Raw genomic sequence first — 21,694 nt, forward strand, 5'->3', positions numbered from 1 at the left:
TAACACCCAGCCGGCGAATGGCTGCTGCGATCACCGAACCGGGATCTGCAACGCTGCCGGGCTCGTATCGCGCGTACTGCTCCTGGTTGCGCCTGTGCGACCGCCCTCCCGCGGGCGGGCTACTGGTCTCAGATCCCTGAGGTAAGCTACGCGTTTATTTTTTTGATGAGGCTTTCCAGTTCGTCCAGGGCGGCGCCGATCATGTCGGCTTGAGCCTTGATTTTTTCAGCATTCAACCCCGCAGCGGCATCCGACGACCACCAGATGCCGCTGTCGGCCGAGCGGAGCATGTCGGTCAAGCGCTGGTGCTGAAGCGCTAGAGCGTCTAATGCGGTCTGATTGTCCACGGCGCTGTCTCCTGCTTGGCGCCGAGCATATGCCAGCGCCAAAGGATGCGCGAGCGAGCGGAGCCGACCAGATCCCTGCCGCCTACTCGTCGGCCTTCTACGTCAGGTTCCCGGCGGGCGTGGTCGGCGTGAGGTGGAAGTGCTTGCACTTGCCCGTGACGACTTCCGCCAGCCCATCAATCGCATCGACGATGCCGTGGTCCGCTGGGTAAACCGGTGAGTGGATCAAAGATCTTGCAGGGGAGGGGCGACCTCATCTGCCCATCAGGCCGCGTCGAGCCATGTAGTCGACATGCTGACAGTCGCCGTGAGCACGACATCATCGCTCTCGTCGCGCACCGTCGCACCAAGACGGCTGTGCATGTGTTCAAGCGGACGTTCCCTCGCCACGTCGCACAGCAGCCTCAGCGCGTACTCGCTCACCGCGTCCGGACCCACACACTCCTGCCCGCGGGTGTCGCGCGACGAGAACTTGCTGTTGTGAAGGTCGAAGAAGTAGCGTGCCATGTCGCTCTCCGCAGGTCGTCGGCGGGAGCACACGCATCTCTCAGCGGCTGATTGCCAGGGCTCGGATCAGCGGTGAAGCCATCCTAGACCCTGCTCAGCCACATAGCCACGCAATTCGCCTGAGCAGGCTGTCATCCTCAAGCCTCTCGGCTTCGGCGCAGAAGATGCAGGTAGTTCGGATTGAAGTGGGCGAAGGCTTGCAGTCGGGCAACATCCGGAACCGTGAGGATGCTCTTGCTCAGAACGATCAAGCCATCCGCGCGCAGCTGCTGCAGGGTGCGGTTCATGTGCACGTCCGAGATCCCCAGCGCGTCGGCCAGCTCGTTCTGCGTCAGCGGAAGATAGCAGCTGTTTGGTGCCGCAAGTCCGACAGCCTGGAGCCGCACCAGCAGTTCGCAGAAGAGGTGGGCTGTCTGGGCTTCTGAGGAACGCTGGCCCATGCCGGTGAGCCATTCCCGCAGGATGCCCTCATCGACCAGCGTCGCCCACCACAAGGCGCGGGTGATGCGGGGATGGTTCAGGGTCAGTTCCGCAATGCTCTCGCTTGAGATCGCCACCATGGTGCACCGGCTCAGCGTGCAGATGCTGTGATCCATGAGGCCGAGGATGGCGACGTGCAGATCGCAGAAGTCGCCCGGGATCAAGAAAGCCAGGATCTGGCGCTTGCCGTCCGGCAGGACTTTGTAGCGGCAGGCCAGTCCGCTCATGACGAGGTGGACCACCTCCGGCCGCTCACCTTCACGAATGAGGTCCTGCCGTGCCTCGACGTCACGTGTTCGAGTGCACAATTCCTCCAGCGTAGCTCTGTCCGTATCGGAGAGAACGGCACCGCGTTCGAGCTTCAGGATCAGCGGATTTGACGCTGGCCGAAGTGGTGGTGAGCCATTGGCGAACTCGGACATCCACCAGCTAGATAGTCAAACGATGCGAGGGTCAAATCGCCAGTCGGGCGCTCAAGTGAGCCTGCAGAGCCCAGCCGCGCCTCTTGTCCGATGTTGAAGGCACGCCGCGCCTCATCAAGGTCATGCAGTTCGTCCGACGTCAAACCAGACACTCTCCAGGACATTGGAGCGCCAGTCTGCACGGGCTGGGGCCAACTGGACGATGTGCATGATGGCTTCATCGAGCGCATCGAGCCCACCAGTCGCATAGATGTCCTCCCCGAGCCGGTGCAACTCTGCCCAATAAGCTGTATCGACCGAGTTGACGAAATGGCAGCTGAAGTCCGGACCTAGTTTCGTTCTCCCGGGCTCCTTCCAGGTGGTGAGGATCCCGCCGGCGCTCACAGCACTGAAGATGGAACCTGCGGCTTCGCCATCTGCGATGGTGTTCAGCAACGCGTCGGTTGCGTCTTCAGCCAAGGCTGCCCGATCGCGTCGCAGGACTGCGTATTCCAAGTTGCCCGCCATGTGCGATCCTTATGCGAGCTGATGAGCAAGCTCTTCATCCTGGCGCGAGCGCGTTGCTGCATCGAAACCGCGTGCCGAGCACCATGCGGCGAAGGCACGCTGGCGCGCCTCGTATGCTAAGCGCAGAGCGCTGCCCGGCTCACCCTGCCCGCTTTGTTTGCTCGCCACTCAAGAACTCCCCAGTGACACCAGATGTTACAGTGGCAAGAGGGCCATGTGTTATTCGAGCGATGGTAATTCATAGTTCTATCTTCGTGGCGCCTTGAGCTTGGCCCACTTCTCGGCCCTGTACACTCTCGTCCAGCCACAATACGCGTTCGTGCACGCAGGTCTTTGCCTACCAGCGTAAGTCCATACCCATGATGAAGTATGTTGCGCCGAGGCCAGCCAACAAGGTCGCGACAAAAGTTTGGTTGAGGCGGTCATCAAGCCACGACGTTAAGTAACTGTTTGTCATTGACGTCACCAATGGACGGAAATCTCTGCTGAATGATATGCAGTGCGGAGCCTAGATCCTCCGTCTCACGCTGATAGATTAGTTGAGTTCGTGGCCGCGAGGGGCATACATCCTGCGCAACTCTTCCGGCGAAATAGTCCGATCACCGACCTGGATCCAAGGCAGCCGCTCGTCTGATCGCGGAACGTTCATGGCATAACGAAATGCATCGCTGAAATGGGGCCAATCCTCTGTGCCCTGAGCCACGTCTACTGACTTCACCGTGAATGATGCGGCGTCGGGGATAAGCCCCTCAGGAAGCCAAATTAGAATTGCAGGGGCTTCCTGATCAAGTTCGCTGCTCATAGCTCATTCCCATCCGTGAGTTATTAGAATTACTACTCGGGATTTTTTGGACTGTAAATAATCTACACTTGACGAAAATATCTGATCATCGATTATATGTGAAGCCAATTATTATAAGAACGACATTCGAAAGTTGCCCCGAAATTTGGAACGACACACCGAGATACCGTGGGCCCAACCGTTTCCCGGGATGCAGTGTTCTTCGATGCTTTGGGATTTGCTGGGCTCGGGCTTTGAGCCAATTCGTCGCCAGAGTAGGCGGGCGCTACTCCATGCTGGTGCTCCTCAAGTGAGTTGGTCAGCCCATCTCGGCCTTCAAGGTCACCACGAGGCGCGACCTTTGCAGCATTCGCGGGCGTGTCACTGCCTTGCGCGAGCGCGATCGGAGGAGCCAAGCTTAGCATGAGGCTGGTCAAAACAGGAACGATCGTGGCGCGCATGGCGTCCTCCAGCTGTCCTTAAGCAGACCTATCCCCACAATACGTTGATAGTCCGGCGCGTTATGCGAAGAAATAATTTACTTGAACATCATATCGTGTATTTTTGAAGTGATTCAAGGACCAATTAAAATAATACTACTTGTATCATTTGTTATTATTTTGGTGTGGACCGACCTCAGCTTCAAATGAATGCAACCGTACCGATCGGTTCGCGACGATGTTGCACGCCAAGAGGATCAAGCCTCATGATAAAGGTGCCCAGCATCGGCGCCGCATTTGGGCACGATGTTCAATGCACCATGGTTGGCACGCTTCTTAGCTGGGCTCCCGCCGACGCGGGCAGAACAATCTGCTCGTGCTTCAAAGGCCAAGGCCGCCTACCTTGGGCGCTCACGAAATTGCGTTCAGCACCCCAGAATAGCTAAGTTTATAGGAACAAAAATGAAGATGTAGATCTTAGTTCGGTGCTGATCGGAGAATTTAGCTGTGAAGTATTTCCTCATGTCATTTGCATTTTTCGGAATTCTGCCTGCTGCGCTTGCCCAAGCCCCGATTGGGGGCCGCCAAGGTGCGGCACAATCGCCGAACATGGCCCCGAGGCACGAAACCGTTCCGGATCGCGTCAGGGCGCGCGATCCTGGCCCTTCGGGCACTATGAACGTGCGCAGCCAGTTGGCTGATCCGCCTGAGGCTAAAGCTTCCGGGCCAACCCTCCGCGTAAGGCGGCGCGACGAAACGCAGCGGCCAGCGCAGTGAAGGTGACCGCTGGCATGCGCAATAGCCGTCCGCTACTCGACGGCAGCCGGATCGATCAACTCATGGATCTTAAAACGCAGCCTCTGGCAAAGGATGCTCGGAGCCGAACCACCGAAGCTGTTCGAGCGGTCAGGCTAACTTCGTGAAGCAGCGGGCCCGCCCGCCAGTTTGCAGCTTGCCTGGGAGGCGATCTCCTAGAAACAGTTTTGGCGGCGAGCCTATGCGTATTCCGAACCGTAAGCTGGGGTGTTCTGCAGGCGAGATGAGTGATGGATCACGAGCTTGAACGCTTTGACGTCAGAGCGGAAGACGGTGCCGTTCGCGTGATCATCGCTTGGCAGACCTTCGCACGAACCGGTGGTCTCAGCGGGTCGCACATCCTGAAAGATCAGCGTCGGTACTCTCTGCTCAACGGAGCGGCAGTTAAATATCTCGGAAATGATGTCTTCCAGGAGACAAGCAGCGGGGAAATCCTCCATCGGATCAAAGAATGACGGCTGATCCGCTGGTGCATTCAAAAAGCGACAATGATGCCGCAATCCTCGCATTCGCACCCAGATGAGACCTTCGTTAATGCAAGGGTGCATCCTTCAACCAGGGTGCTTCCGGGAACATGATCTCCTCCACGAGGAACCCGGCGCCGTCGAACGTACCCTGCCACGCTGCGCTGCCGGCTCGAATGGTGATCCGAGACCAGCCCGCATTCTCGCCGCTGCCTGCCTCCAGAAGTCCTTTGAGAAGGCCAAGTTTGACCTGATGCTGAAGGTAGCTGGCTGAGTTACCGAATTTGCCGGCGAGTTCGTCGAAATCGACGATCCAATCGCCCTGCTCATCTAATTCGAAGTGCATTGAAAAACCCTCCATCAGCTCGGCCGCAGATGCAGGGCTGAGAATGGCTCTATCATATCCGTGAGAAGATGTATGCCGGAGAAATGCTCTCTCAAAGGCCACCTTACTGAAGTTTTTCTGTCAGGCTGCTTGCGGCGGCCGGCAGATGTGTGCTCGCAGGCGATCAGCGCTGTTCCTCACGAACAGCATCATAGAAACCCGCTGCCCGAGTGGTCCTTGAAGGCGTTGGCGCGGCGGATGTAGCCCACCACCGTCCGCGGGTCGCGGTGTCCGGACTGATCCATGATGCGGGCGAGATCCGCCCTGAAACGGATCTTTCCAACGCTGTGCGCATCAGACCTGCTTGGGCGCAGACGACCCGCTGCGTGCCTGTCAGACAAGGTGCCCGTCGCCAGCCTGGATGTCGAAGTTCTGGAAGGCGTTCAGTACGACGTCTCCGACTTGGCTCCCCATGACCAAGCCGGCTTCGGCCGAGTAGGCAAAATGAACGCCGGCATAGATCCGGCTCATCGCCTCCTCCTGGGCGGCCTGGTCGAAATTGTCGAAGTGGAGAACTACGTCCCGCACCGTCTCGCTGGTGGCCGAGAACGGGATCGGCCCGAAGAAGTCGGTCATCACCTTCGCGGCAAGCGCCCCGATCACCGAGTGGCCGGACGTGTACTCGGGGTGGTCCGGCGTGACTGGCAGGAGCGGCAGCCAGTCGGCGTCCGCCCGCGTGGCGCGGTTTCCGTCCTCGCCCGCCTCGTGGATCGCCGTGACCGGCCGCCACGCCTCGTAATGGTACTTCGTCTCCCAGCACGCCGTGATCGCGTCCGCGAGGCCGACGTTCAGCATAGTCAGGAGATAGGCGCTCTCCAGTGGTGAGCGTCCCTGCTCGGCGAGGATGTTGTCGGCGATGTCGCTCCACTGCCCGACGCGCGTGTAGCTGTCCTCGTCGTTCGACCACCACAGGGCACTCAGCGTCTGCTCCGGCGTCCGCACGCTCGAGTTCACCTCGCCCAGCAGCTTCACCTGCTTGAAGTCGGCTGCGTACTCGGCACTTGTGAGGTCAGGCGGCGGCCCTGGCCGGAACTGGTCCGCGCTCGCCAGTACGAAGGGCTTCACGTCCCCCCAGTCCGGCTGGATGGCGAGCGTGTAGTCCGGCGGGGTCGGCCGGTACTCGCCCGGCTCGTGCCCCGCTACCAACTCGAGGTGAGCGAGTTCCTCCGACCCATCGTGCGCGCGCGCAGCGATTATCGCCTCGGCGACCTTCGTGCCGAAGGCCACACCACGCTCTTCCGCTCGTCCGTCGTGGATCTCGTCGAGCCTCGCCTCGTAGGCCCGGTCGAGGGCTTGTTTGTAGCTCGGGAAGAGCTCCACCAGGATCTCGTGCGCTGCCGCGCTGACGGCCGCGTCCGTCGAGATCCCGGCCGGCGCCTTCAGGTTCACGAGAAAGCCAGGCTGGTTGTTGATGGCCTGGAGCACGTCGAACATGGCGATGCTCTCCATCGCGAGCGCCCGTGAGACATAGGGCGCATCCTCCGGAGGCTGTGTGATCGACGCGTGCCGAATGGCATCCAGAGCGACCTGGTTCCAGTCGAGGACGACGTTGTCGAACTCAGGATCCGGGTCGGGTACATCGTGCCACCCATCGAAGGGGGGCTGAGCCTGAGGCGCCTTCTGATGAAGCTCGCGCGAAGTGTCGTCCGAGTTCCGAGCCTGAGCCCAACGGTCTGATCTCATCCGGCGCATTCCTCTTTCCGCAGACACATGGCGGCAGGGTGGGCATCAGCGCAGTCGGGCAAGAGATCCGATCTACGCGGTGGCACGATCGAGGCTGGCTGAACGGTGCAGGGGCGCGGATCCTGGCCGAAGGCAGGGCCTAGGAAAAGAAAAAAGTTACACTTCTGAGGACAAGTTCCATCATCTGTAAGCATATTTCGTATAAAGGAAATCTTATACGCTTTTGTGTGACCTAGTTGTGCTCAATAAGCTTGCGACCTATTCGTTGGTACGCGGAGCTACATTGCCCAAATTCAGGCTTCAATTCTTTGGCCCGCTCTCTGGCGCAAGCGAAAGCCTGCCCATCATCTGCAACTGCTCACCGCATTCGATGGCGCTGCTCGGCGTCAGAAGGATCGAGAGCACAGCTCCGCTCACGAGCCGGACGTCGAGGATCGGACGAGCACCGTGATCGATCGCGCCAACTCTCCAGCTTGCGGCGGGCAGCCGACCATTCGAGATCTTCGAGCCCGGGGGCACAGACGAGCATCTTGGGTCGCACAGAACGCTCGCGGCTAGGAGGGCCTGACCCAGGATGGCAGCTTGATTGGGACTGATCGGCAGGGCGATGTTTTTGCCGCCGGCGTGCACCTGGATCTGCACGCTGTTTGGAGGGCCGGCCTCAACGGAGAGTTCAACCGTTGGCATCATCCTCCCTCCTCCGAAGTCTCGGGGCTAAGCGTCAATCATCCTGATCCTCTGTCTGCAGGCGCATCGGTGTCCACTCCAATTCGCTGAACACCTCCGGCTCGACCGTTCGATCCGGCGCAAAGCGGTGGGCATGCTCCGCCAGCAGAGCCCGGGCCTTCTCAATGGCGGCGTCCTTGCTCGCGCAGCGCTCCTCCACGTAGTCGATCTCCCGAGCTTCGTGGCGCGCCTCGTCCCAGTGCATCACCCGCACGCAGGCGTACCAGGCGCCACGGCCCGTCCGGTAGCGTGCCCGGATCTCACGCCGCAACTCCGCTTCCGCTCCCGCCGCCTCGCAGTAGGGCCGCTCACTCACGTACAGCCGTGCGCAGCGGCGCAGCTCGTATGCCAAGCCCTTCAGCGCCGGCTCCGTCAGATGCTCCATCGCCAGCGAGATGTCCGTGATGCTGGATAGGATCTTGTCACGCGCCCGCTGACCCTCCCGCGGCAGCGGCGGCACCTTCGGCGCCGTGCTGCGCACCACCCGCACCGGCTCGCGCTCCGCATCAACCCAGGGCCAGATCGCGGCCGTGAGGCGGTCCAGATCCTCGGCCGTCACGTCCCAGAAGCGGCGGGCCCGGCGCTGCCGCTTCTCGATCTGCGGGCGCAGGTCCACCACCTTGCCGCGCGGCTTGGGCGGGTCGAGGTCGCGGAACCAGAGGTTCACGTCGTCCAGCTCGATCTCCCCCTTTTCGTCGAAGGTCCAAAAGCGGCCGCGGGCGTCTAGAATGCGCACCGGCTTGCCGTCCTCGTTCTCCAGCACGACTTCGATGGCGCGCTGGGTGGTGCCGGCATAATCCGGCAGCGCATCGGTGCCCCGGTAGATGCCGCTGACCACGCGCACCGGCACGTGGCGCAGGCTGCCGGCCTCTTCGAGCAGGTACCAGCGGACGGAGATGGACATGAGTGCTGCTCCCGTTTCGGCTCAGGCGAGCGCGTAGAGGAGGAGGAGCCCGGCTGCGGTCAGCACGTTGCCGCGTCCCGCTTCGTGCCCGGCTCGGGCGAGCAGATCGCGGTGCCAGCGGCGCAGGCGGCCGAGACCGCGGGCGACAGCAGGCAGTCCGAGGGCGAGCGCGGCTCGCATGGTGAGGCGGGCCTTCACGATCGTGTCTCCAGAGGCTGGTCGAGTTCGCCGTCGCTGGCGGAGCCCTGTAGCCAGACGATCTGGCTGTCGTGGCCGTCAGGTGCGCCGAGGGAGGGCTTAGCGTCGGCGCTGTCCTCCCCGTCTGTGCCGCCATCCATGTCGTCTAGAAGGGCGATCAGGCGGTCGGCTGTGTCGAGGGCAGCTTGGGCTGCGTCCTCAATGACAGCCCGCACGTCGATCTCGGTGGCAGGGCGCTGCCGAGGTGGGAAGGGATGGACCGTGCCCATGATCAGGCTCGCTTCGCCTTCGCAGAGGAAGCTGCCTCTGACCGAGCGAAGGCCCGTTCCATGGCAGCCGGCGTCTTGGCAGCGATGGCAGCGGCCTTCTCCCAGTTGCCGCCCGCTATGGCCTTGCGCATCAGCCACTCGCCCTGCTGATCGGCCTCGTTGCTATCGGCGGGCTCGCGCTGGGCAATCTCCTCCACGATCGCATCGAACATTGAAGACAGCCGGTCGCCCTCCTCGATCAGGAGGTCTTTGCCGGACTGCGGACCTTGGTCGCCCGTCTTCGGCCAGAAGGCGCCGATGTGGAAATGCCGGGAGCCCCCGTCGTAGAGGTCAGCAAGAGCGAACAGGCTCTCAAGCGGCACAAGCGAAAGATTGGGTGCGGCAGACGTACCCGACCGCAGCTCATTCGCCACCGGAGACGAGAGCGGAACCTCTGGCGGCTTGGCGGGGCACTCCGCTCGTGCCTGCTTCATCGCCCAGGCCGGGATGCGTCCGATCCGATGCAGGGCAGCTTGTTCCCGCTCCCTGAACTCAGGCTCGTCACCGAAGCCCATGAAGCCGGGGGGTAAAGCCGCTCCGGTAACGGAGAGCGCGGCACGCACGAGTACGGCCTGCCGCAACGCCTCAGGGGTGTCGGCACAGACCGTCCCTTCCAAATACAGCGCCTGGGCGACGGCGAGCACGCCGAGCCCGTCCAGCGTCCGAGGAGCCGGGAGGTCGGCCACCTCATCCAGCAGGTTCCACAGCCGCCACGCCACGTGCTGGCAGGCTTTGCTCTCGATGGAGAAGGGATCGGCCACATTGTCGATGGGCCTGCAGTCGCCGGCTTCCGCATGGGCGGCGAAGATCGGCTCACGGTAAACAAGGTGCGGGTCTGCTTCCGCAGTTGCGGCCGAGCGATCGTCAGATCGAGCGGCCGGGCCGACTGGCTCGCGCCGCATGACGCGGGCTGCGGTGACCTTCAGAGCCGCTGCGCGCTGACCCAGCGTCGGCTTGGGTTCGGTACTGCGGGCAACGCGAGAGAGCGGATTGCGCATCGTGCAAACTCCTGAATGAGGCTGGGTTGGGGAGGTGAGGTCAGAGGAGAGTGCCCAGGCCAGTCAGCACAGCCCCCCCGCGATCAGTGCGACGCAGGCGACCATTTCGCCGGCTCGCGAAAGAGCCCGCAGGACCGGAGCGACACGCCCGCGCGGCGGCTCGACGGGGTGGAAATCGACGTTGAGGTACAGCGCGGCGTCGGAGGCGCGAGCGAGGACGGCGGCGTCCGCGATCTTGTCATGCTCAATGTGCCAGCGCAGGTGGCGCAGCAGGGCGACGGCGCCGAAGCGCGTGGCGTAGGGCGTGGCCACAAGGCGAGCCAGCGCCTGATCCATCGCGGCGCGGGCCGACCGCAGGTTTGTTTCCGATGCGACCTGCCACATGCTCCAGGCCTCGTCGTGGCCGTCGATGGCCGCGAGGACAGGGTCAGCATGGAAGGGGACGTGCTCGATCACGGAGGCATAGGCGTGCGACATGGTCCGGGCTCCTGCATGGGCTCGTGGCGGTAGGCTGCAAGTGAGAGGGGGTGGGTCCCTTTTGGACGCCGATCAGTTCGGCGACGCGCGGGGCTCGCTCAGGTCGGCGAAGCGGGCGCGCAGGGTGCGGCAGTGGGCGAGAGCCCAAGCGTGCTGCTCACGGACGGCGGGCTCGCCGCGAGAGATGCGGATGCGGTACGAGGCCGCGAGCCGCAGGCAGGTGGCGTGATCCTCACGGGCATCACGAAGGCGGACGGCTGGCACGCGGAAGGGCAGGGGCTGCAGCATCGTGCGAGCCTCAGTGCGCAGCGGCGCGGCGCTGGACCTTGGCGGCGGCCCAGGCCTGCTTGAGCGCATTGCCGATCAGGGCGCGGTAGGAGCGGCCGGCAACGGCAGCCATCTGCTCACGGACGATCGCGACAGCGAGGTTCATGATGGCGCGGCGGTCGTAGCCGGCAGCGGTCGCGAGCGGCTGGGCAGCGGCACGAGCGAGAGCGGCGCGAGCCTCGCGGTAGGCGCGGACGCCCTCCTCACGAGCCTGCTGGCGAGCGATGCGCTCGGCCAGGGTGGCGGGTGCCACGACGACGGCGCGATCAGCGCGGATGTCAGTGAGAGCAGCGGACCAGGAGAGGGAGCGGCGGGAGGACATTGCAAACCCGTTTCACTAGGTCTAATTCCTAGTCAGGTATGGCTGCTTCTGCCCCTGTCGTCAACAGTGTACTATGAAAAAATCCTAGTTTGGCAGGATCGGTTCTGAACATGCTCACCACTGGGAACCAGCTTCGGGCCGCGCGTTCGCTCGTTGGTATGGATCAAGGCACGCTCGCGGAGCGGGCTGGAGTAAACATCAACACCATAGGTGCGATGGAAAAACGAGGCGCTGCAGGTCTTGTAAGCGGCCTTGATAAGATACAGGCCGTGATGCGAGCTCTTGAAGCAGAAGGCGTCGAATTCCTGAACCACGGGCGACCTGGTGTGCGTCTGCGTGAGCCGCAGCCATGACCCCACGCCAGCCTCTCGGGCTCATTAATAGCACTGTTTTGCCGCTTACAGAGCACCTGAAGGCGAAGGGCTATCTGAAGTGAGTTCAACGATCCTGCTGGCGTGACCGAAGAAGCGTTGATGCTGCCCTTCTTCCAAAGCCCGGTCGGAACGATCGTCTTCGCTGGCACCATCGCTTTGGCCGCGATGGGCCTCGTCGTTGTTCTGGATGCCTGTGTGCCGCAATGATCCTGCTGGCTCTGCCGTGGAAGCGATGAGTTCGTTCAACAGGGTACAAGAGAGTGGACGATTGATCGCTCAAGCCGGCGTCGCCCTGATGGCGCTCGGGCTTTTCATTCTGGTGCTGACATGGGCGACGACATGACCGAACTCAGCCGCTTTGTGCCGCCCTGGCGCGTCGTCGAGCTTGAAGACGCCTACCGGGTAGAGGACGCGACCGGCCTCTCCATCACCCACCTGTGCTTCACCGAGGATCCGGAGCAACTCGCCTTCACTGGGCCCCTGTCGAAAGCCGAGGCCCGGCACGTCTCGGCACGGATCGTCGAGATCTCAGACTTCGAGGTGGCGATGATGGAACTCGTAGACCTGCGCGACGAGGTACAAGCTGCCGGAGTACGGACGAGCCGATGAAAGCCGCTCGCCTGGCGTCGTCTTCATCGAGGAGAATGCGCGGGGCAGGGAATGCGGCTAGGGATGGCGGAGGATGCCCTACACACTGCTCCGCCTCGCAGCCGGCAGCTACGATCTTCTGCTCGACGGAAAGATCATCGGTAGTGTCGTGTGCGAGGTGGGCGCAGCCGGACGCGCCCGGCGCTGGCATGCAGAGTTGCTCGGTCATCCGCACCCATTGAAGCGTCCTCTGCCCTTCAAGGAAGTTGAGCACAGCTTTCAGAGCTTGGAGAGGGTCCTGGAGTGGCTGGGCAACGCGACCGTAATCGAGCCACAGTGAGGTTTCTCGCCCGCAGCTCCACGGCTCGTGGGTAAGGCATCTCACCGGATTGAACCACCGGCCCCGCCGCCGGTTGTCCAAGCAGCATGTCATCCTCATGAACTTCAGCCCGCCCGGTTCGCCGTGGCGGGCGTTTTCGTACGCTTGGCACCTAACTTCAGCGGGTGTGCGGCCGGCTCTATTCTCTCAGTCTATCTCAGCCGTGAGCCCCCCGTTCGCGGCAGGCCCTGCCGGTGACTTGCTGAGGCGCAGGTAGGGCGGTACCTGTGAGACCCTTCTCTTGCCCCGCAGCCTCACGGCTCGCGGGGCCTTTCGTTCATGCCCGCGGTGGCTAGCGTCATCACCATTGAGAAGAGTGGCAGCGGGACGCGCGTGAGCGAGGCAGGGGCGAACGCGAGGCGGTCCTGACGGTTGGTCGCTAGCAGGCACGAAGCTCAGAGGTGATCGAAAGATGCAGCAAGACACTCCTGACGTTGATCGGACGGCACGCACAATCGCCGAGAGCGTCTTTGCGGCCTACATGCAGCAGGCTGAGGGCGGCAGACACTCCCAGACGGAGCAGATGCTCCTGACCCGGCTTGTGGAAGCAATTCGGCCAGAGGTCCCAGGAGCAACGGCCCGCGACATCATCGATGCAGCCAATGCTGCCCTGGATGCTTGGGAACAGCAGAGCGGCGAGGTCCGTGGCCCACGCGTCAGCGCCCTCAACCGCGCCGACGGCACGGTCGGAATGGATGTGGCTGGGGCGTGAGGAGCCAACCCCCATCACCGAGCGCCTGAAGGCGAAGAGGTATCTGAGGTCAGTTCGGCAGGCGGGAGAAACGACGATGTGGACCGCCGAGGTGGTCGACCAGCTTGAGGTCCATCAAGATCAGTTCTGGGTGCGGTCTCCCTGCGATCTGGAGGAGCATGAGTTGATACGCCTCCACGGACCCGCCATTGTTGATGGTGCGGTGCGCGACGTGGTTGGCGTGATCTCCTACGCAGGTGGCTCCGCTCCGACCAAGAAGGGTGATCTCATCCTGATCCAGGTCATGCCGCTGACGGACTGAGCAGATCGCGCATGCCAAACGATGCCGTGCGCGAGAGGTCAAGCGGCCGACAAGGCAGTCACTGGCGTCATCTTCATCGGGGAAAATGGCGAGGGACCAGGGGTGCGGTTTAGGAAGGCGGCTCGACGGATTGAACCACCAGCGCCGTCGCCCGTTGTGCAAGCGTCACTATCACACGAGACACCTTCAGCCCGCCCGGTTCGCCGCGGCGGGCTTTTTCGTGCGCACGCTCTAGGTCTCCTGCTCTCGAATGGAGGAGATCCGATGTCAGACCTCCCTAGCCACATTGTCGATCGCGTCGAGACCCGGGCCGCGAAGGTCGCCGACCGCCAACGTGTTGCTCAGGAAGCACGGGCAGAGCATGAGCAGCAGCAGCGAGCGCGTGACGAGAAGACCGAACGGCTCAAGGCGATGCGGCTGGCTCGTGACGCCCAGACCTAATTCTTGCGCCTCGCACTTCACCTTTGCGAAGGCTGGAGGTGGCGAAGGGGCAGAGTGTGCTCAGGTCGGCCTCTTCACCGACATGGTTTCGCCAGTGGATGACTGCCCCCTGTCCCTCGCCGGCGAGGTCATTCCCAGAGACGGTCCCTTCCTTAGCCCCGCAGCTTATCGCTCGCGGGGTTCTTTCGTCTTGCCGTCCTCACCTCCGCGTTGCACCTTGGCCATGAGGACGTCCCCGACCTACTCGCCTTAGCCCGCCTAGCGCGTGCGCCCGGTTCGCCGCGGCGGGTTTTTTCTTGCAGCGGTTCACTTTCGTGAACGTGGAGCCGGCGATTTTCAGGCACGGTGGCGGGGCTGGAGCAGGTTCTCTCAGGGTCTCTCCGGTACGTCCTCGCCGGTTAATATGCCCCCTATGCCGGTGGGGCCGATCGTCAACTTGAAGCAAAGATCACGAGAGCCCCGCAGCCTCAGGCTCGCGGGGTTTTTCGTTTCAGTGCGCCCGGTTCGCCGCGACGGGCAGCTTTGTATTTGCTTGTACAGTTGGGATGACGGCCATCAGGCTGTCGAATTTGCCGCCTCAAAAGTCCAGATGACCTCTGCCTCTCAACCGCACCGCTCGCTGCAAGAGCGAATGATCGAAGTTATGCTGTTCCTCCTATCGCAGAACGCGCGGCCGACCTGGCGCGATTGGTATGAGGCTGTCGACGACATGTTCGGCGAGTTCAGCGAGCCTGAGAAGCATCGGATGGTTGAGGCCGGAATTGCGCTGATGGAGCGTCGTCGGAACCCTGCGCCTGCGCCACGGCTGCGAGCGGCCTAAGCTGCCGTCGCTCGGTCCAACGGGCGGCTCATTTCTCGCGCCTCACACTTCACTTTTGCGAAGGCCGCGAGTGAAGAGAAGGCAGAACGTGCCGCTGTCGGCTTCGACACCCGACATGGCCTCGTCGGCGGCAGTCACACACCCAATCACTGTCGACGGGGCTTCTCCTCACATCCCCCTTCGCCCCGCAGCCCTAGGCTCGCGGGGCTTTCTCTTGCCGCGCTTCACCTGCGTGAAAGCGGCGGCCGCGCGGTCGGCCATCATCGGCGTGCTGGACGGCGCTCTCCAGCACGGCCCCGCCGGTACAGTTGCCCGTCCCGACGTCGACGGGGCCGTACTCCTATCGTGGTGGTCATTGCCTTGCCCCGCCGCCTCACGGTGCGCGGGGTTTTTCGTTGATGGGTTCGGTTTGGAGCGACCCGCGAGCGGGGGGAGTTAAACCATAGGCGGTGCGCCGCCCGGGAGAACGCTGTGTGTGAAGTTTTCGACCTTCTGGACGCTGACCAGCGCGAGAAGGCTGCGCAGGCTGGGCTCGCCGATCTCCAAGCTGCCCTAGCCTCCCGAACGCCGGAAGAGCGTGCTGCCTTTTGGAAGGCGATCAATATCTACTACGTTCCACCACCCAAAGGTGAGGACGTTGAACCGCGCTAAATCACGTCACCGCCTTCTCGCGGGGCTGAGTTGCCGAGGTCGAGGAAGCCGCAGCGATCAAGCGAGCACCGTACGCCTGATCATGTGTTGAGGACGGCAGAACTCCTCTGCCGACGAGACCGCTTATGCCCTGGTACTTCTTCGACATTCTGCACGACGGTGACGATGTCACCCGGGATCACAAAGGCGTCGAGTTCCCAGACATGGACACAGCTCAGGAGCATGCACTGCAAGTCTGGGGGCGGATCATCCAGGAGCGGGCCGCCGGCGGCCGGGATCCTCAGCACTGGAATGTTGCCATTTTGGACGTACATGGGACCGTGCTGGCTCTCGTGCCCATGCCGACAGGCCCGGATGGCGGGCCTCCCGCGATGGGCTGATGCCTAGCCTTCCCGCACTCCGGAACATGGCTGGCTTCTCGGCCGTCACCTGGTCCCCCGCCTCACCACCGGCCGGCCCTGCGCCGATATCAGCCTCCACGCTGCTCCTCGTCGGCCACAGCCTCGACAGCAGCGATCACGTTCTCCAGCTCGGCGATCCGGCACAGCATGCTGTCGGGCGGAAGCATGTCGCGTTCGGCTACCTCCAAGATGAGGTCGCGCTGGTGGGACTTCAGGCGATCGAGGAGGGCTTCGAGCTTTTGCATCGGCGAGCCTCTAGCTGCGGCAGCCTGTTCCAACAACTGCGCTCCCTCAGCTTTCCGAACGCAACATCGGGGCTAACTGGCCCGCCGCCACTTCGGCAGCGCCTTCGTCCCACCCCGCTCGGCCAGCCCGCGTCGCTCCAGCGCCCCGCAGATCCGAACTTCACGTCACCGTCGCTGGCTGCGCGGCCGAGTTGCCGAGGTTGTAGCTTGTTGCTTGCCGAGTGGCTGGAGAACGGTCACCTTCTCCACATGGGCTGGCGCTTCACGACCCCGTACCAAGAGGCCAAGCGGGCAGAGGCCGAGGGTCATGCCCCGCCGCCGCTCAACTGGCGCGGCGAGGCGCGGTTCTGGCTCAGCCGCGAGCCCTACACAGGCGGCAACCGCGTCGTGCTGCTGCAGCTCGTCATCACGCTTGCTGTCGGCATCATGGCGATGGTCAATCTCGTCTCGTGGGCAAGGTACGAAGGCGGCTGGGTTGCGGCTGCTTCCTCTGCAACCCTCTTTACCGTGATGGTGTACCCCTACGTCCGGCACCGCATTGAGCGGGGATACTGGCCCGACTAGCGCCCTTCACCGGCGTAGAGGCCGGCGCCCACCGTCAGCCGACCGGCGTCAGGAACCGGCACGGGAGCCCGCAGCCGCGGCGCTCCACCCTCAAACGACCGCCGCGCTCGCGAGGCGTTGACGCCGCCCGTGATGAGCCGCTGCCCAGCCTTCTGCCCATAAGCGCCGATGGCGGCCCCAGGACCGCCGATCTTGAAGGCAACCGCGCCCGTTAGGACATCGAGCGCCCGCGCCACTGCGCCGGCCGCACGCTCGTTGCCCGGCTTCGCCTTGCCGTTCGGCAGGATCGTGGAATTCAGCGCGGAGGCGAATTGCCGGAAGGCGCCCAACTCCTGCGGGCTGAACATCTCGGTCGCCACCCCCTTGCCGGCCCCGTCCGTAAAGGCGTGGACCCGTTCCACGATCTTGGCCGCACTCATGGTCGGCTCCGTGAGACGCTGCACGGCCGCCTGCCGTAGACCCGCCCATTCCAGGCTCGTCTCCCCGAGGAAGGCTTTCGCTGCCCGTGCTTCGTTCACCGCACCGACGCGAGCGCCCGGCACGCCAGAGCCGAACAGGCTGCCAGCGATGGCGTTCGGGTCGAAGCCGTGCCGCTCGAGGCTCTGGACCCAGCCTGGCGCCGCCGTCTGCGCCTGTTCCGTCTGCGCTACTGCCGCCCGGAGGCGCCCCAGGCCCTGCCTCTGCTCCGGGGACAGGAAGCGGCTGGCGAGATCCCGGCCCTCGCCGCGTAGCAGGTAGTCGAGGCGTTGCCCGAGCCCGCGACCGTCGCCGCCGACGTAGCGCGTGACGATGGCCTGCTGCACGGCCCGCCAAGTGTCGCTGTCCTGCCCTACCGCCGAGCGCAGCCGGTCAAGGGTCTGTAACTGCCCGCTGGCAATGCGACCTGTGGTGGTGCCGAACAGCATCGAGATGGCTTCGTTCGGGCTCGCATCCCGCTCCACGATCTTCTGCAGGCGCTGCCCAGCCACGTCGCCAGGACCGCGAGGAGCGAACGCCTGCCGGTGCTCACGGAATAGCCCGCGAGCCTTGCGCATGGCCTCGGCCGGCGCTGTGTCGCCGATCGGCAGGGACGCGGAGGTTGCTGGCCCGACGCCTTCCCCCAACTCGGGGAATGGCACGTCGTCGGCGCCCCCCGCCGGCCGGGGTGCTGCCTCTCGCCGCATGATGGCGCGGTCATAGGCGCCGATCGCGTCGTCAGTCTCGCCGCGCACGACAGCCTCGGCGGCATCGCGAAGGGCCGCGCGGTCAAGATCCTGAGCCCGCAGGCCGTAGCCCTCGAAGTCGATTTCTAGCCGGCGGGCCTGCCGGTCCACCATCCCTGAGAAGTCAGCATTCTCGTCCGCGACCCGCTCAGCAGCGCGGGAGGCATCCACGCGGGCCTCGTCCTCGACACGGTAGCGCGGCCGACCCGCACCCGTGCGTTCGGCTCGCAGGGCGTCCATGATGAGACCGGACACGTCGCGTTGAGAGGCGCCGCCGGCCTCGTCGGGCGTGAGATAACCAGCCTCGACGAGCTTTACCCGCCACTGATCAAGCGGCACGCCGTTGTACCGGGCGAGCGTGCCAGCGCCGGGATAGTACGCCCGGTTCAGATCCATCGCTCGCGCATCGTCGGTCAGGGCGAGGCCGCCATTTCGGGCGATGTACCGGCCCAGGGTGTCCGGCGAGCCCAGGGGCGCCTCCGGCATGACCACGGCATCTGCCGGCACATCGCCCGTCCGAGCACCGAGGGAGCCGCCGATTTCGTCGGCAGCACCAGGTGCACGCACCTGGTCGCCAAACTTCCCGATGCTCAGAAGGTCCTCAATCCGCTGGTCGAAGCTCTCGCGGACTGCGTTCAGAGCCGCGCGGTCGGTCGGGTTCTGCGCCGTCGCCGGGTAGTACCGGCTGAACCGCTTCCGGATCTGCTCTGTCTGCTGAAGGGTCGGTGTCTCGCCCTCACGCAGGCCGAGGATGCGCGGCAGGTTGTCGAGATCCGCGAGCGCCCGGAAGGCGGCCGGCGTGTTCACGTCGTCAACGGGGATCTCGGGGCCGAGCGAGCGCCGAACACGGGCGCCGACATCATCGAGCGCGCCGGGCGCGAAGTTGCCGGGGATCTGGGCCACCTCGTCGTATGCTCCGCGATAGGCCCCCCGGCTGCGCTCTGCAGCCTCGCGGGCGCCCTGCACGGCCAACGTCGCCCCATCGAGCACATCGCCCGCTCCCGGTCCCTGGACGGCCTGTAGCGCGTCCTGTTGCGCCCGCTCGGCGGCAGCGGCACGGGAGGATGCAGCATCGCCCGCGAGCCGGGCCCGATCGGCAGCGGCTTCAAAAGCCATCTGCGGATTGTCGATCAGGGGCGAGCCCTGTGCGGCCATCGTCTGAAGGCGCCCGCGAGCGGCATCGATCTGGCCCGCCTGCGTCTGCGCAAAATCCTGCCCGATCTCCTGCGCCCGTGCGCCGCGGCCACCGGACAAGGCCGCCTGTTCGAGATCTACCGCGCGAGGATCAAGCGTTGCCTGCGCCCGCGATAGCGTGATGCCCTGATCGACTGCCAGAGCCTCGCGGGCGGCACCCTCCGAGGGTCCCTTGACCGTGAAGGCAGACATGATCCGCTGTTCGAGGGCGGGCGTCATCTCGGCGGGATCGATCCCAGCACCCCGCAGCGCGTCACGGGCCGGTTCGGTCAGTTGGCCCGTCTGATCGCGGAAAGGGACCCCACGGCGGGCAAGAGCGCCGTAGACTTTGGCGCCTGCTTCCAACAGGCCCCCAGCACCAGCACTCAAGGCGCCCCCGAGCAGCCCGCCCTCAATCAGGGCGCCACCCGTCTTCTTGTCGAAGAACTCGGATGCGCCGCCATAGAGGGCACCTGTCCCGAAGTTCGCGACTGCGCGCCCCGCCCAGTTGGCTCCTTCCGCCGCACGGATAGAGGGCAGTGCGACGGCGCCGCCAACGATGCCTCCAACCGTGCCGGCAAGAGCTGTCTTCGGGAACTGCCGCGCAAGCGCCTCCTCCTGGTCGCGGGCAAGGTCGTAGTTCTGCGAGAAGGTGCGACCGTTGCCGATGAAGGGTGCCGACGCGATGGCGGCGCCGGCATTGCGCGGGATGTTCAGGCCGAGCGCATTGCTGCCCCGGATGACGGCCGCAGCGGCTTGGTTCACACCATCCGGCTTACCCACTAACGCCTCGTCGGCCATGCGCCGCAGGCCCTGGCCCAGGCCCTCGGACGTGTCGAGGGTGCCGGCCATTGGGCCATCCCCGAACCGCTCATCGAACGACGGCGCAGCGTCCTGCCTGAAAGGGTTGGGAGCCGCAGGCGTCTGGCCCTGATCTCGGGGAGCGGCGCGGCCTGACTTGAACGCGGCGAATTCCGCCGGATCGAAGCCTCCCGAGGTCGGGGCCGCGGGAGCCGGAGACGAGGAGCCCGCCTTGAAGGCCGCGAACTCGGCAGGATCGAACACGCCGCCGGCCATTCAGTACCCCTCCTGCTGAAGCCGCTCGTAAGCCTGCTGCTTGGACATGCCCGAGCCCATGAGCTGCCCGAACCGATCGGCCGCGGACGAAGCGCCAGGGCGGTTCGAGGGCGACGGCGCCGGCAGAGCACGAGCACCACCGCGACCGCCCGAACCCTGCGGCCCGCCGTCCGGCTTGAAGTATGTCTGGCCCCGCATCTCGGCCGCGCGCTGGCGGTTCAGTTCAAGCCGCCGCTCCGCCAGGGCGATGCCGCGGTCATAGATCCGCTGGCGGGCCGCGTCGGGCAGCGAGGACGAGCCCTGAATGTCGAGGAGGATCTTGCGCTCTCCCTCAGTCGGCGCCGCGCCGAAGATCGCCTTGAGCTGGCCCAGCGCGTTCGTGGTCACGAGGTTGTCGAGGTCGATCGTCGCGAGACCTTCCTTGCTCCCGAAGTAGCCGGTGACCTGGCCGCGGGCGCCCGCAGTCGGCCCCTCGTAAGCCTGCTTGGACAGCCGCTTGGCCTGTTGCAGGTTGCCGATGACGCTTTCCGCCGTCGTCACTGCGTCGTCGGCCTCAAGGATGGCCTTCTTGTCCGAGGCCGAGAGCGGCTGCTGATCCTCGCGCGGCATCTTCCCGGTCAGCACGTAGGACTGGTACGCGGGCGAGCCGGGCGTGAGGCCGAGCCCTTCGGCCGCCTGCCGCCGGGCGTCCACATCATCCGAGACGTTGCTGCGGCTGCGGTCCGGCGCCGTGATGCGAATAGCGTTCGTCTCGAGATCGTAAACGCTCTCGCCGGGGCTGAGCTTGGTCGGGCCGGACTTCTCGCGAGCGTAGGCCGCGGGGTTCGCTGCCCGCGTCATGCCGTTGGCGCGTGCGAACATGAACTCCTTCACGCTGTCGGGCATCTTGGCTTCATCAAGTGCCTGCTTGAGCATCATCTGCGCGATCTCTCGCTGCGGCGCCGGCAGATCCGGATGCCCAGCCGCTTTGAGCAGGAAGGGGATGCGCTGCGCTAGCGGGGATGAGGCGACGGCAGCGGCCGGCACGTTCCCCACCATGGGTGCGCCCGGAGCCCCGCCAAGCGGAGCCGGAGGCGTTCCAGCGTCCACGGGGGCGCCGGGCAGGGTCATCGTGCGCGAGGGGATGGACGCTCCCAAGTCCCGCGACGGCGGCAGCACCTCGCCACGCGGCGCGGTGGTCGCGCCCAAGGCGCTCTGCTGCAAGGGCGGCCCCTGGCGATCGGGACCGCCGAAGGGCGCGGGCTGGCTGGCAGCCGGATCGCTGCCGGGGATGTAGAACGCAGCCTCGCGCCCACCGGCCACCGGCATGTCCGCCTGTGCGCTCTGGGTTGGGTACATGCCCATGCGCGCTTCCAGCACCTGCGTCTGCGCCTCATCGTCGGCATAGGCGACCTGAGACCGAGCCGAGGCAGGGGCACCACCACGCCCACCACCGAAGCTGCGAGAGAAGTCCGCGAACACGTCGCGGGCGCTCTTGGGCGAGCCGTCGCGGTTGAAGAACACGGCCCGGTTGGCGCGGACCTGATCCGGCTTCGCAAGGCTCGCGGCCGGCGCATCAGGGTTCTGCATCGAGCGGGCAATGAAGGCAGGGCCGCCCTGCTGCCCGAGGAAGTGCACGGCGTAGCGCGTGGCGTCGTTCACCGGCAGGTTGGCGCGGGTCAGGATGGCTTCGTT

At 64.5% G+C, this 21,694-nt stretch carries 27 protein-coding genes and 1 pseudogene; 10 read left to right on the forward strand and 18 right to left on the reverse strand.

Annotated features, from left to right (window positions below):
* Positions 1–146: 146 nt before the first annotated feature.
* The 5 genes from J2X36_RS22640 to J2X36_RS22660 form a co-directional block, all read right to left on the reverse strand.
* A complete protein-coding gene (locus J2X36_RS22640; RefSeq protein WP_310354033.1) occupies positions 147–347 on the reverse strand; it encodes a hypothetical protein in 201 nt (66 codons plus the stop codon).
* 264 nt (positions 348–611) lie between these two features.
* Entirely contained in the window at positions 612–854 is a 243-nt protein-coding gene (locus tag J2X36_RS22645; RefSeq protein ID WP_310354035.1) for a DUF6894 family protein, read from the reverse strand.
* 137 nt (positions 855–991) lie between these two features.
* Positions 992–1,756: a Crp/Fnr family transcriptional regulator gene (locus J2X36_RS22650; protein ID WP_310354037.1), complete on the reverse strand. Its 765-nt coding sequence runs from the start codon at positions 1,754–1,756 to the stop codon at positions 992–994.
* A 120-nt stretch (positions 1,757–1,876) separates the two neighbouring features.
* Positions 1,877–2,263 (reverse strand): hypothetical protein, encoded by a 387-nt coding sequence (locus tag J2X36_RS22655; RefSeq protein WP_310354039.1) that lies wholly within the window; start codon positions 2,261–2,263, stop codon positions 1,877–1,879.
* 535 nt (positions 2,264–2,798) lie between these two features.
* A complete protein-coding gene (locus J2X36_RS22660; protein WP_310354041.1) occupies positions 2,799–3,065 on the reverse strand; it encodes a hypothetical protein in 267 nt (88 codons plus the stop codon).
* 1,465 nt (positions 3,066–4,530) lie between these two features.
* Here J2X36_RS22660 and J2X36_RS22665 point away from each other — a divergent pair.
* Positions 4,531–4,755 carry a hypothetical protein gene (locus tag J2X36_RS22665; protein WP_310354043.1) on the forward strand — a complete coding sequence of 75 codons (225 nt, stop codon included), beginning with the start codon at positions 4,531–4,533 and terminating at the stop codon, positions 4,753–4,755.
* A 76-nt stretch (positions 4,756–4,831) separates the two neighbouring features.
* Here J2X36_RS22665 and J2X36_RS22670 read toward each other — a convergent pair whose 3' ends face one another.
* From J2X36_RS22670 to J2X36_RS22715, 10 genes are all read right to left on the reverse strand, one after another.
* Positions 4,832–5,110, reverse strand: a complete 279-nt coding sequence (locus J2X36_RS22670; RefSeq protein WP_310354045.1) for a DUF6522 family protein — start codon at positions 5,108–5,110, stop codon at positions 4,832–4,834.
* A 372-nt stretch (positions 5,111–5,482) separates the two neighbouring features.
* Positions 5,483–6,832 carry a phosphatase PAP2 family protein gene (locus J2X36_RS22675; RefSeq protein WP_310354049.1) on the reverse strand — a complete coding sequence of 450 codons (1,350 nt, stop codon included), beginning with the start codon at positions 6,830–6,832 and terminating at the stop codon, positions 5,483–5,485.
* A gap of 300 nt (positions 6,833–7,132) precedes the next feature.
* Positions 7,133–7,522 carry a hypothetical protein gene (locus J2X36_RS22680; RefSeq protein WP_310354051.1) on the reverse strand — a complete coding sequence of 130 codons (390 nt, stop codon included), beginning with the start codon at positions 7,520–7,522 and terminating at the stop codon, positions 7,133–7,135.
* A 31-nt stretch (positions 7,523–7,553) separates the two neighbouring features.
* On the reverse strand, positions 7,554–8,462 hold the full coding sequence (locus tag J2X36_RS22685; RefSeq protein WP_310354053.1) for a hypothetical protein: 909 nt from the start codon (positions 8,460–8,462) through the stop codon (positions 7,554–7,556).
* Positions 8,463–8,483: 21 nt separating this feature from the next.
* Positions 8,484–8,660 (reverse strand): hypothetical protein, encoded by a 177-nt coding sequence (locus J2X36_RS22690; protein ID WP_310354055.1) that lies wholly within the window; start codon positions 8,658–8,660, stop codon positions 8,484–8,486.
* Positions 8,657–8,929, reverse strand: a complete 273-nt coding sequence (locus J2X36_RS22695; RefSeq protein ID WP_310354057.1) for a hypothetical protein — start codon at positions 8,927–8,929, stop codon at positions 8,657–8,659. Before J2X36_RS22695 ends, J2X36_RS22690 begins: the two co-directional genes overlap by 4 nt.
* A 2-nt stretch (positions 8,930–8,931) precedes the next feature.
* Positions 8,932–9,966, reverse strand: a complete 1,035-nt coding sequence (locus J2X36_RS22700; RefSeq protein WP_310354059.1) for a hypothetical protein — start codon at positions 9,964–9,966, stop codon at positions 8,932–8,934.
* 63 nt (positions 9,967–10,029) lie between these two features.
* Positions 10,030–10,443, reverse strand: coding sequence for a hypothetical protein (locus J2X36_RS22705; RefSeq protein WP_310354061.1), 414 nt, complete (start codon positions 10,441–10,443; stop codon positions 10,030–10,032).
* A 72-nt stretch (positions 10,444–10,515) separates the two neighbouring features.
* Positions 10,516–10,731 (reverse strand): hypothetical protein, encoded by a 216-nt coding sequence (locus tag J2X36_RS22710; RefSeq protein WP_310354064.1) that lies wholly within the window; start codon positions 10,729–10,731, stop codon positions 10,516–10,518.
* A 10-nt stretch (positions 10,732–10,741) separates the two neighbouring features.
* Positions 10,742–11,023, reverse strand: a complete 282-nt coding sequence (locus J2X36_RS22715; RefSeq protein ID WP_310354067.1) for a hypothetical protein — start codon at positions 11,021–11,023, stop codon at positions 10,742–10,744.
* Positions 11,024–11,202: 179 nt separating this feature from the next.
* Here J2X36_RS22715 and J2X36_RS22720 point away from each other — a divergent pair, with 179 nt between their 5' ends.
* The 8 genes from J2X36_RS22720 to J2X36_RS22755 all read left to right on the forward strand — a co-directional run bounded on the left by J2X36_RS22720 (position 11,203) and on the right by J2X36_RS22755 (position 15,738).
* Positions 11,203–11,445, forward strand: a complete 243-nt coding sequence (locus J2X36_RS22720; RefSeq protein ID WP_310354068.1) for a hypothetical protein — start codon at positions 11,203–11,205, stop codon at positions 11,443–11,445.
* 102 nt (positions 11,446–11,547) lie between these two features.
* A complete protein-coding gene (locus J2X36_RS22725; protein ID WP_310354070.1) occupies positions 11,548–11,673 on the forward strand; it encodes a hypothetical protein in 126 nt (41 codons plus the stop codon).
* Between the two features lie 120 nt (positions 11,674–11,793).
* Complete coding sequence (locus J2X36_RS22730; protein ID WP_310354071.1) at positions 11,794–12,075, forward strand: hypothetical protein; 282 nt, start codon at positions 11,794–11,796, stop codon at positions 12,073–12,075.
* A 73-nt stretch (positions 12,076–12,148) separates the two neighbouring features.
* On the forward strand, positions 12,149–12,394 hold the full coding sequence (locus J2X36_RS22735) for a hypothetical protein (protein WP_310354074.1): 246 nt from the start codon (positions 12,149–12,151) through the stop codon (positions 12,392–12,394).
* 451 nt (positions 12,395–12,845) lie between these two features.
* Positions 12,846–13,145 carry a hypothetical protein gene (locus J2X36_RS22740; protein ID WP_310354077.1) on the forward strand — a complete coding sequence of 100 codons (300 nt, stop codon included), beginning with the start codon at positions 12,846–12,848 and terminating at the stop codon, positions 13,143–13,145.
* A gap of 76 nt (positions 13,146–13,221) precedes the next feature.
* Positions 13,222–13,446, forward strand: a complete 225-nt coding sequence (locus tag J2X36_RS22745; protein ID WP_310354080.1) for a hypothetical protein — start codon at positions 13,222–13,224, stop codon at positions 13,444–13,446.
* A gap of 264 nt (positions 13,447–13,710) precedes the next feature.
* Positions 13,711–13,887 carry a hypothetical protein gene (locus J2X36_RS22750; protein ID WP_310354082.1) on the forward strand — a complete coding sequence of 59 codons (177 nt, stop codon included), beginning with the start codon at positions 13,711–13,713 and terminating at the stop codon, positions 13,885–13,887.
* Between the two features lie 1,596 nt (positions 13,888–15,483).
* Positions 15,484–15,738, forward strand: coding sequence for a DUF6894 family protein (locus J2X36_RS22755; protein ID WP_310354085.1), 255 nt, complete (start codon positions 15,484–15,486; stop codon positions 15,736–15,738).
* 89 nt (positions 15,739–15,827) lie between these two features.
* Here J2X36_RS22755 and J2X36_RS22760 read toward each other — a convergent pair whose 3' ends face one another.
* Complete coding sequence (locus J2X36_RS22760) at positions 15,828–16,004, reverse strand: hypothetical protein (RefSeq protein ID WP_310354087.1); 177 nt, start codon at positions 16,002–16,004, stop codon at positions 15,828–15,830.
* A 207-nt stretch (positions 16,005–16,211) separates the two neighbouring features.
* On the opposite strand from J2X36_RS22760, the gene J2X36_RS22765 reads away from it, so the two are divergent.
* On the forward strand, positions 16,212–16,568 hold the full coding sequence (locus tag J2X36_RS22765) for a hypothetical protein (protein ID WP_310354090.1): 357 nt from the start codon (positions 16,212–16,214) through the stop codon (positions 16,566–16,568).
* Here the strand turns inward: J2X36_RS22765 and J2X36_RS22770 are convergent.
* Positions 16,565–20,020 (reverse strand): hypothetical protein, encoded by a 3,456-nt coding sequence (locus J2X36_RS22770; RefSeq protein WP_310354092.1) that lies wholly within the window; start codon positions 20,018–20,020, stop codon positions 16,565–16,567. The two genes, J2X36_RS22765 and J2X36_RS22770, sit on opposite strands and share 4 nt — an antisense overlap.
* Positions 20,021–21,694, reverse strand: a pseudogene (locus tag J2X36_RS22775) (hypothetical protein); the annotation flags it as partial.

This window comes from Methylobacterium sp. BE186, assembly GCF_031457035.1.
Classification (GTDB): domain Bacteria; phylum Pseudomonadota; class Alphaproteobacteria; order Rhizobiales; family Beijerinckiaceae; genus Methylobacterium; species Methylobacterium segetis.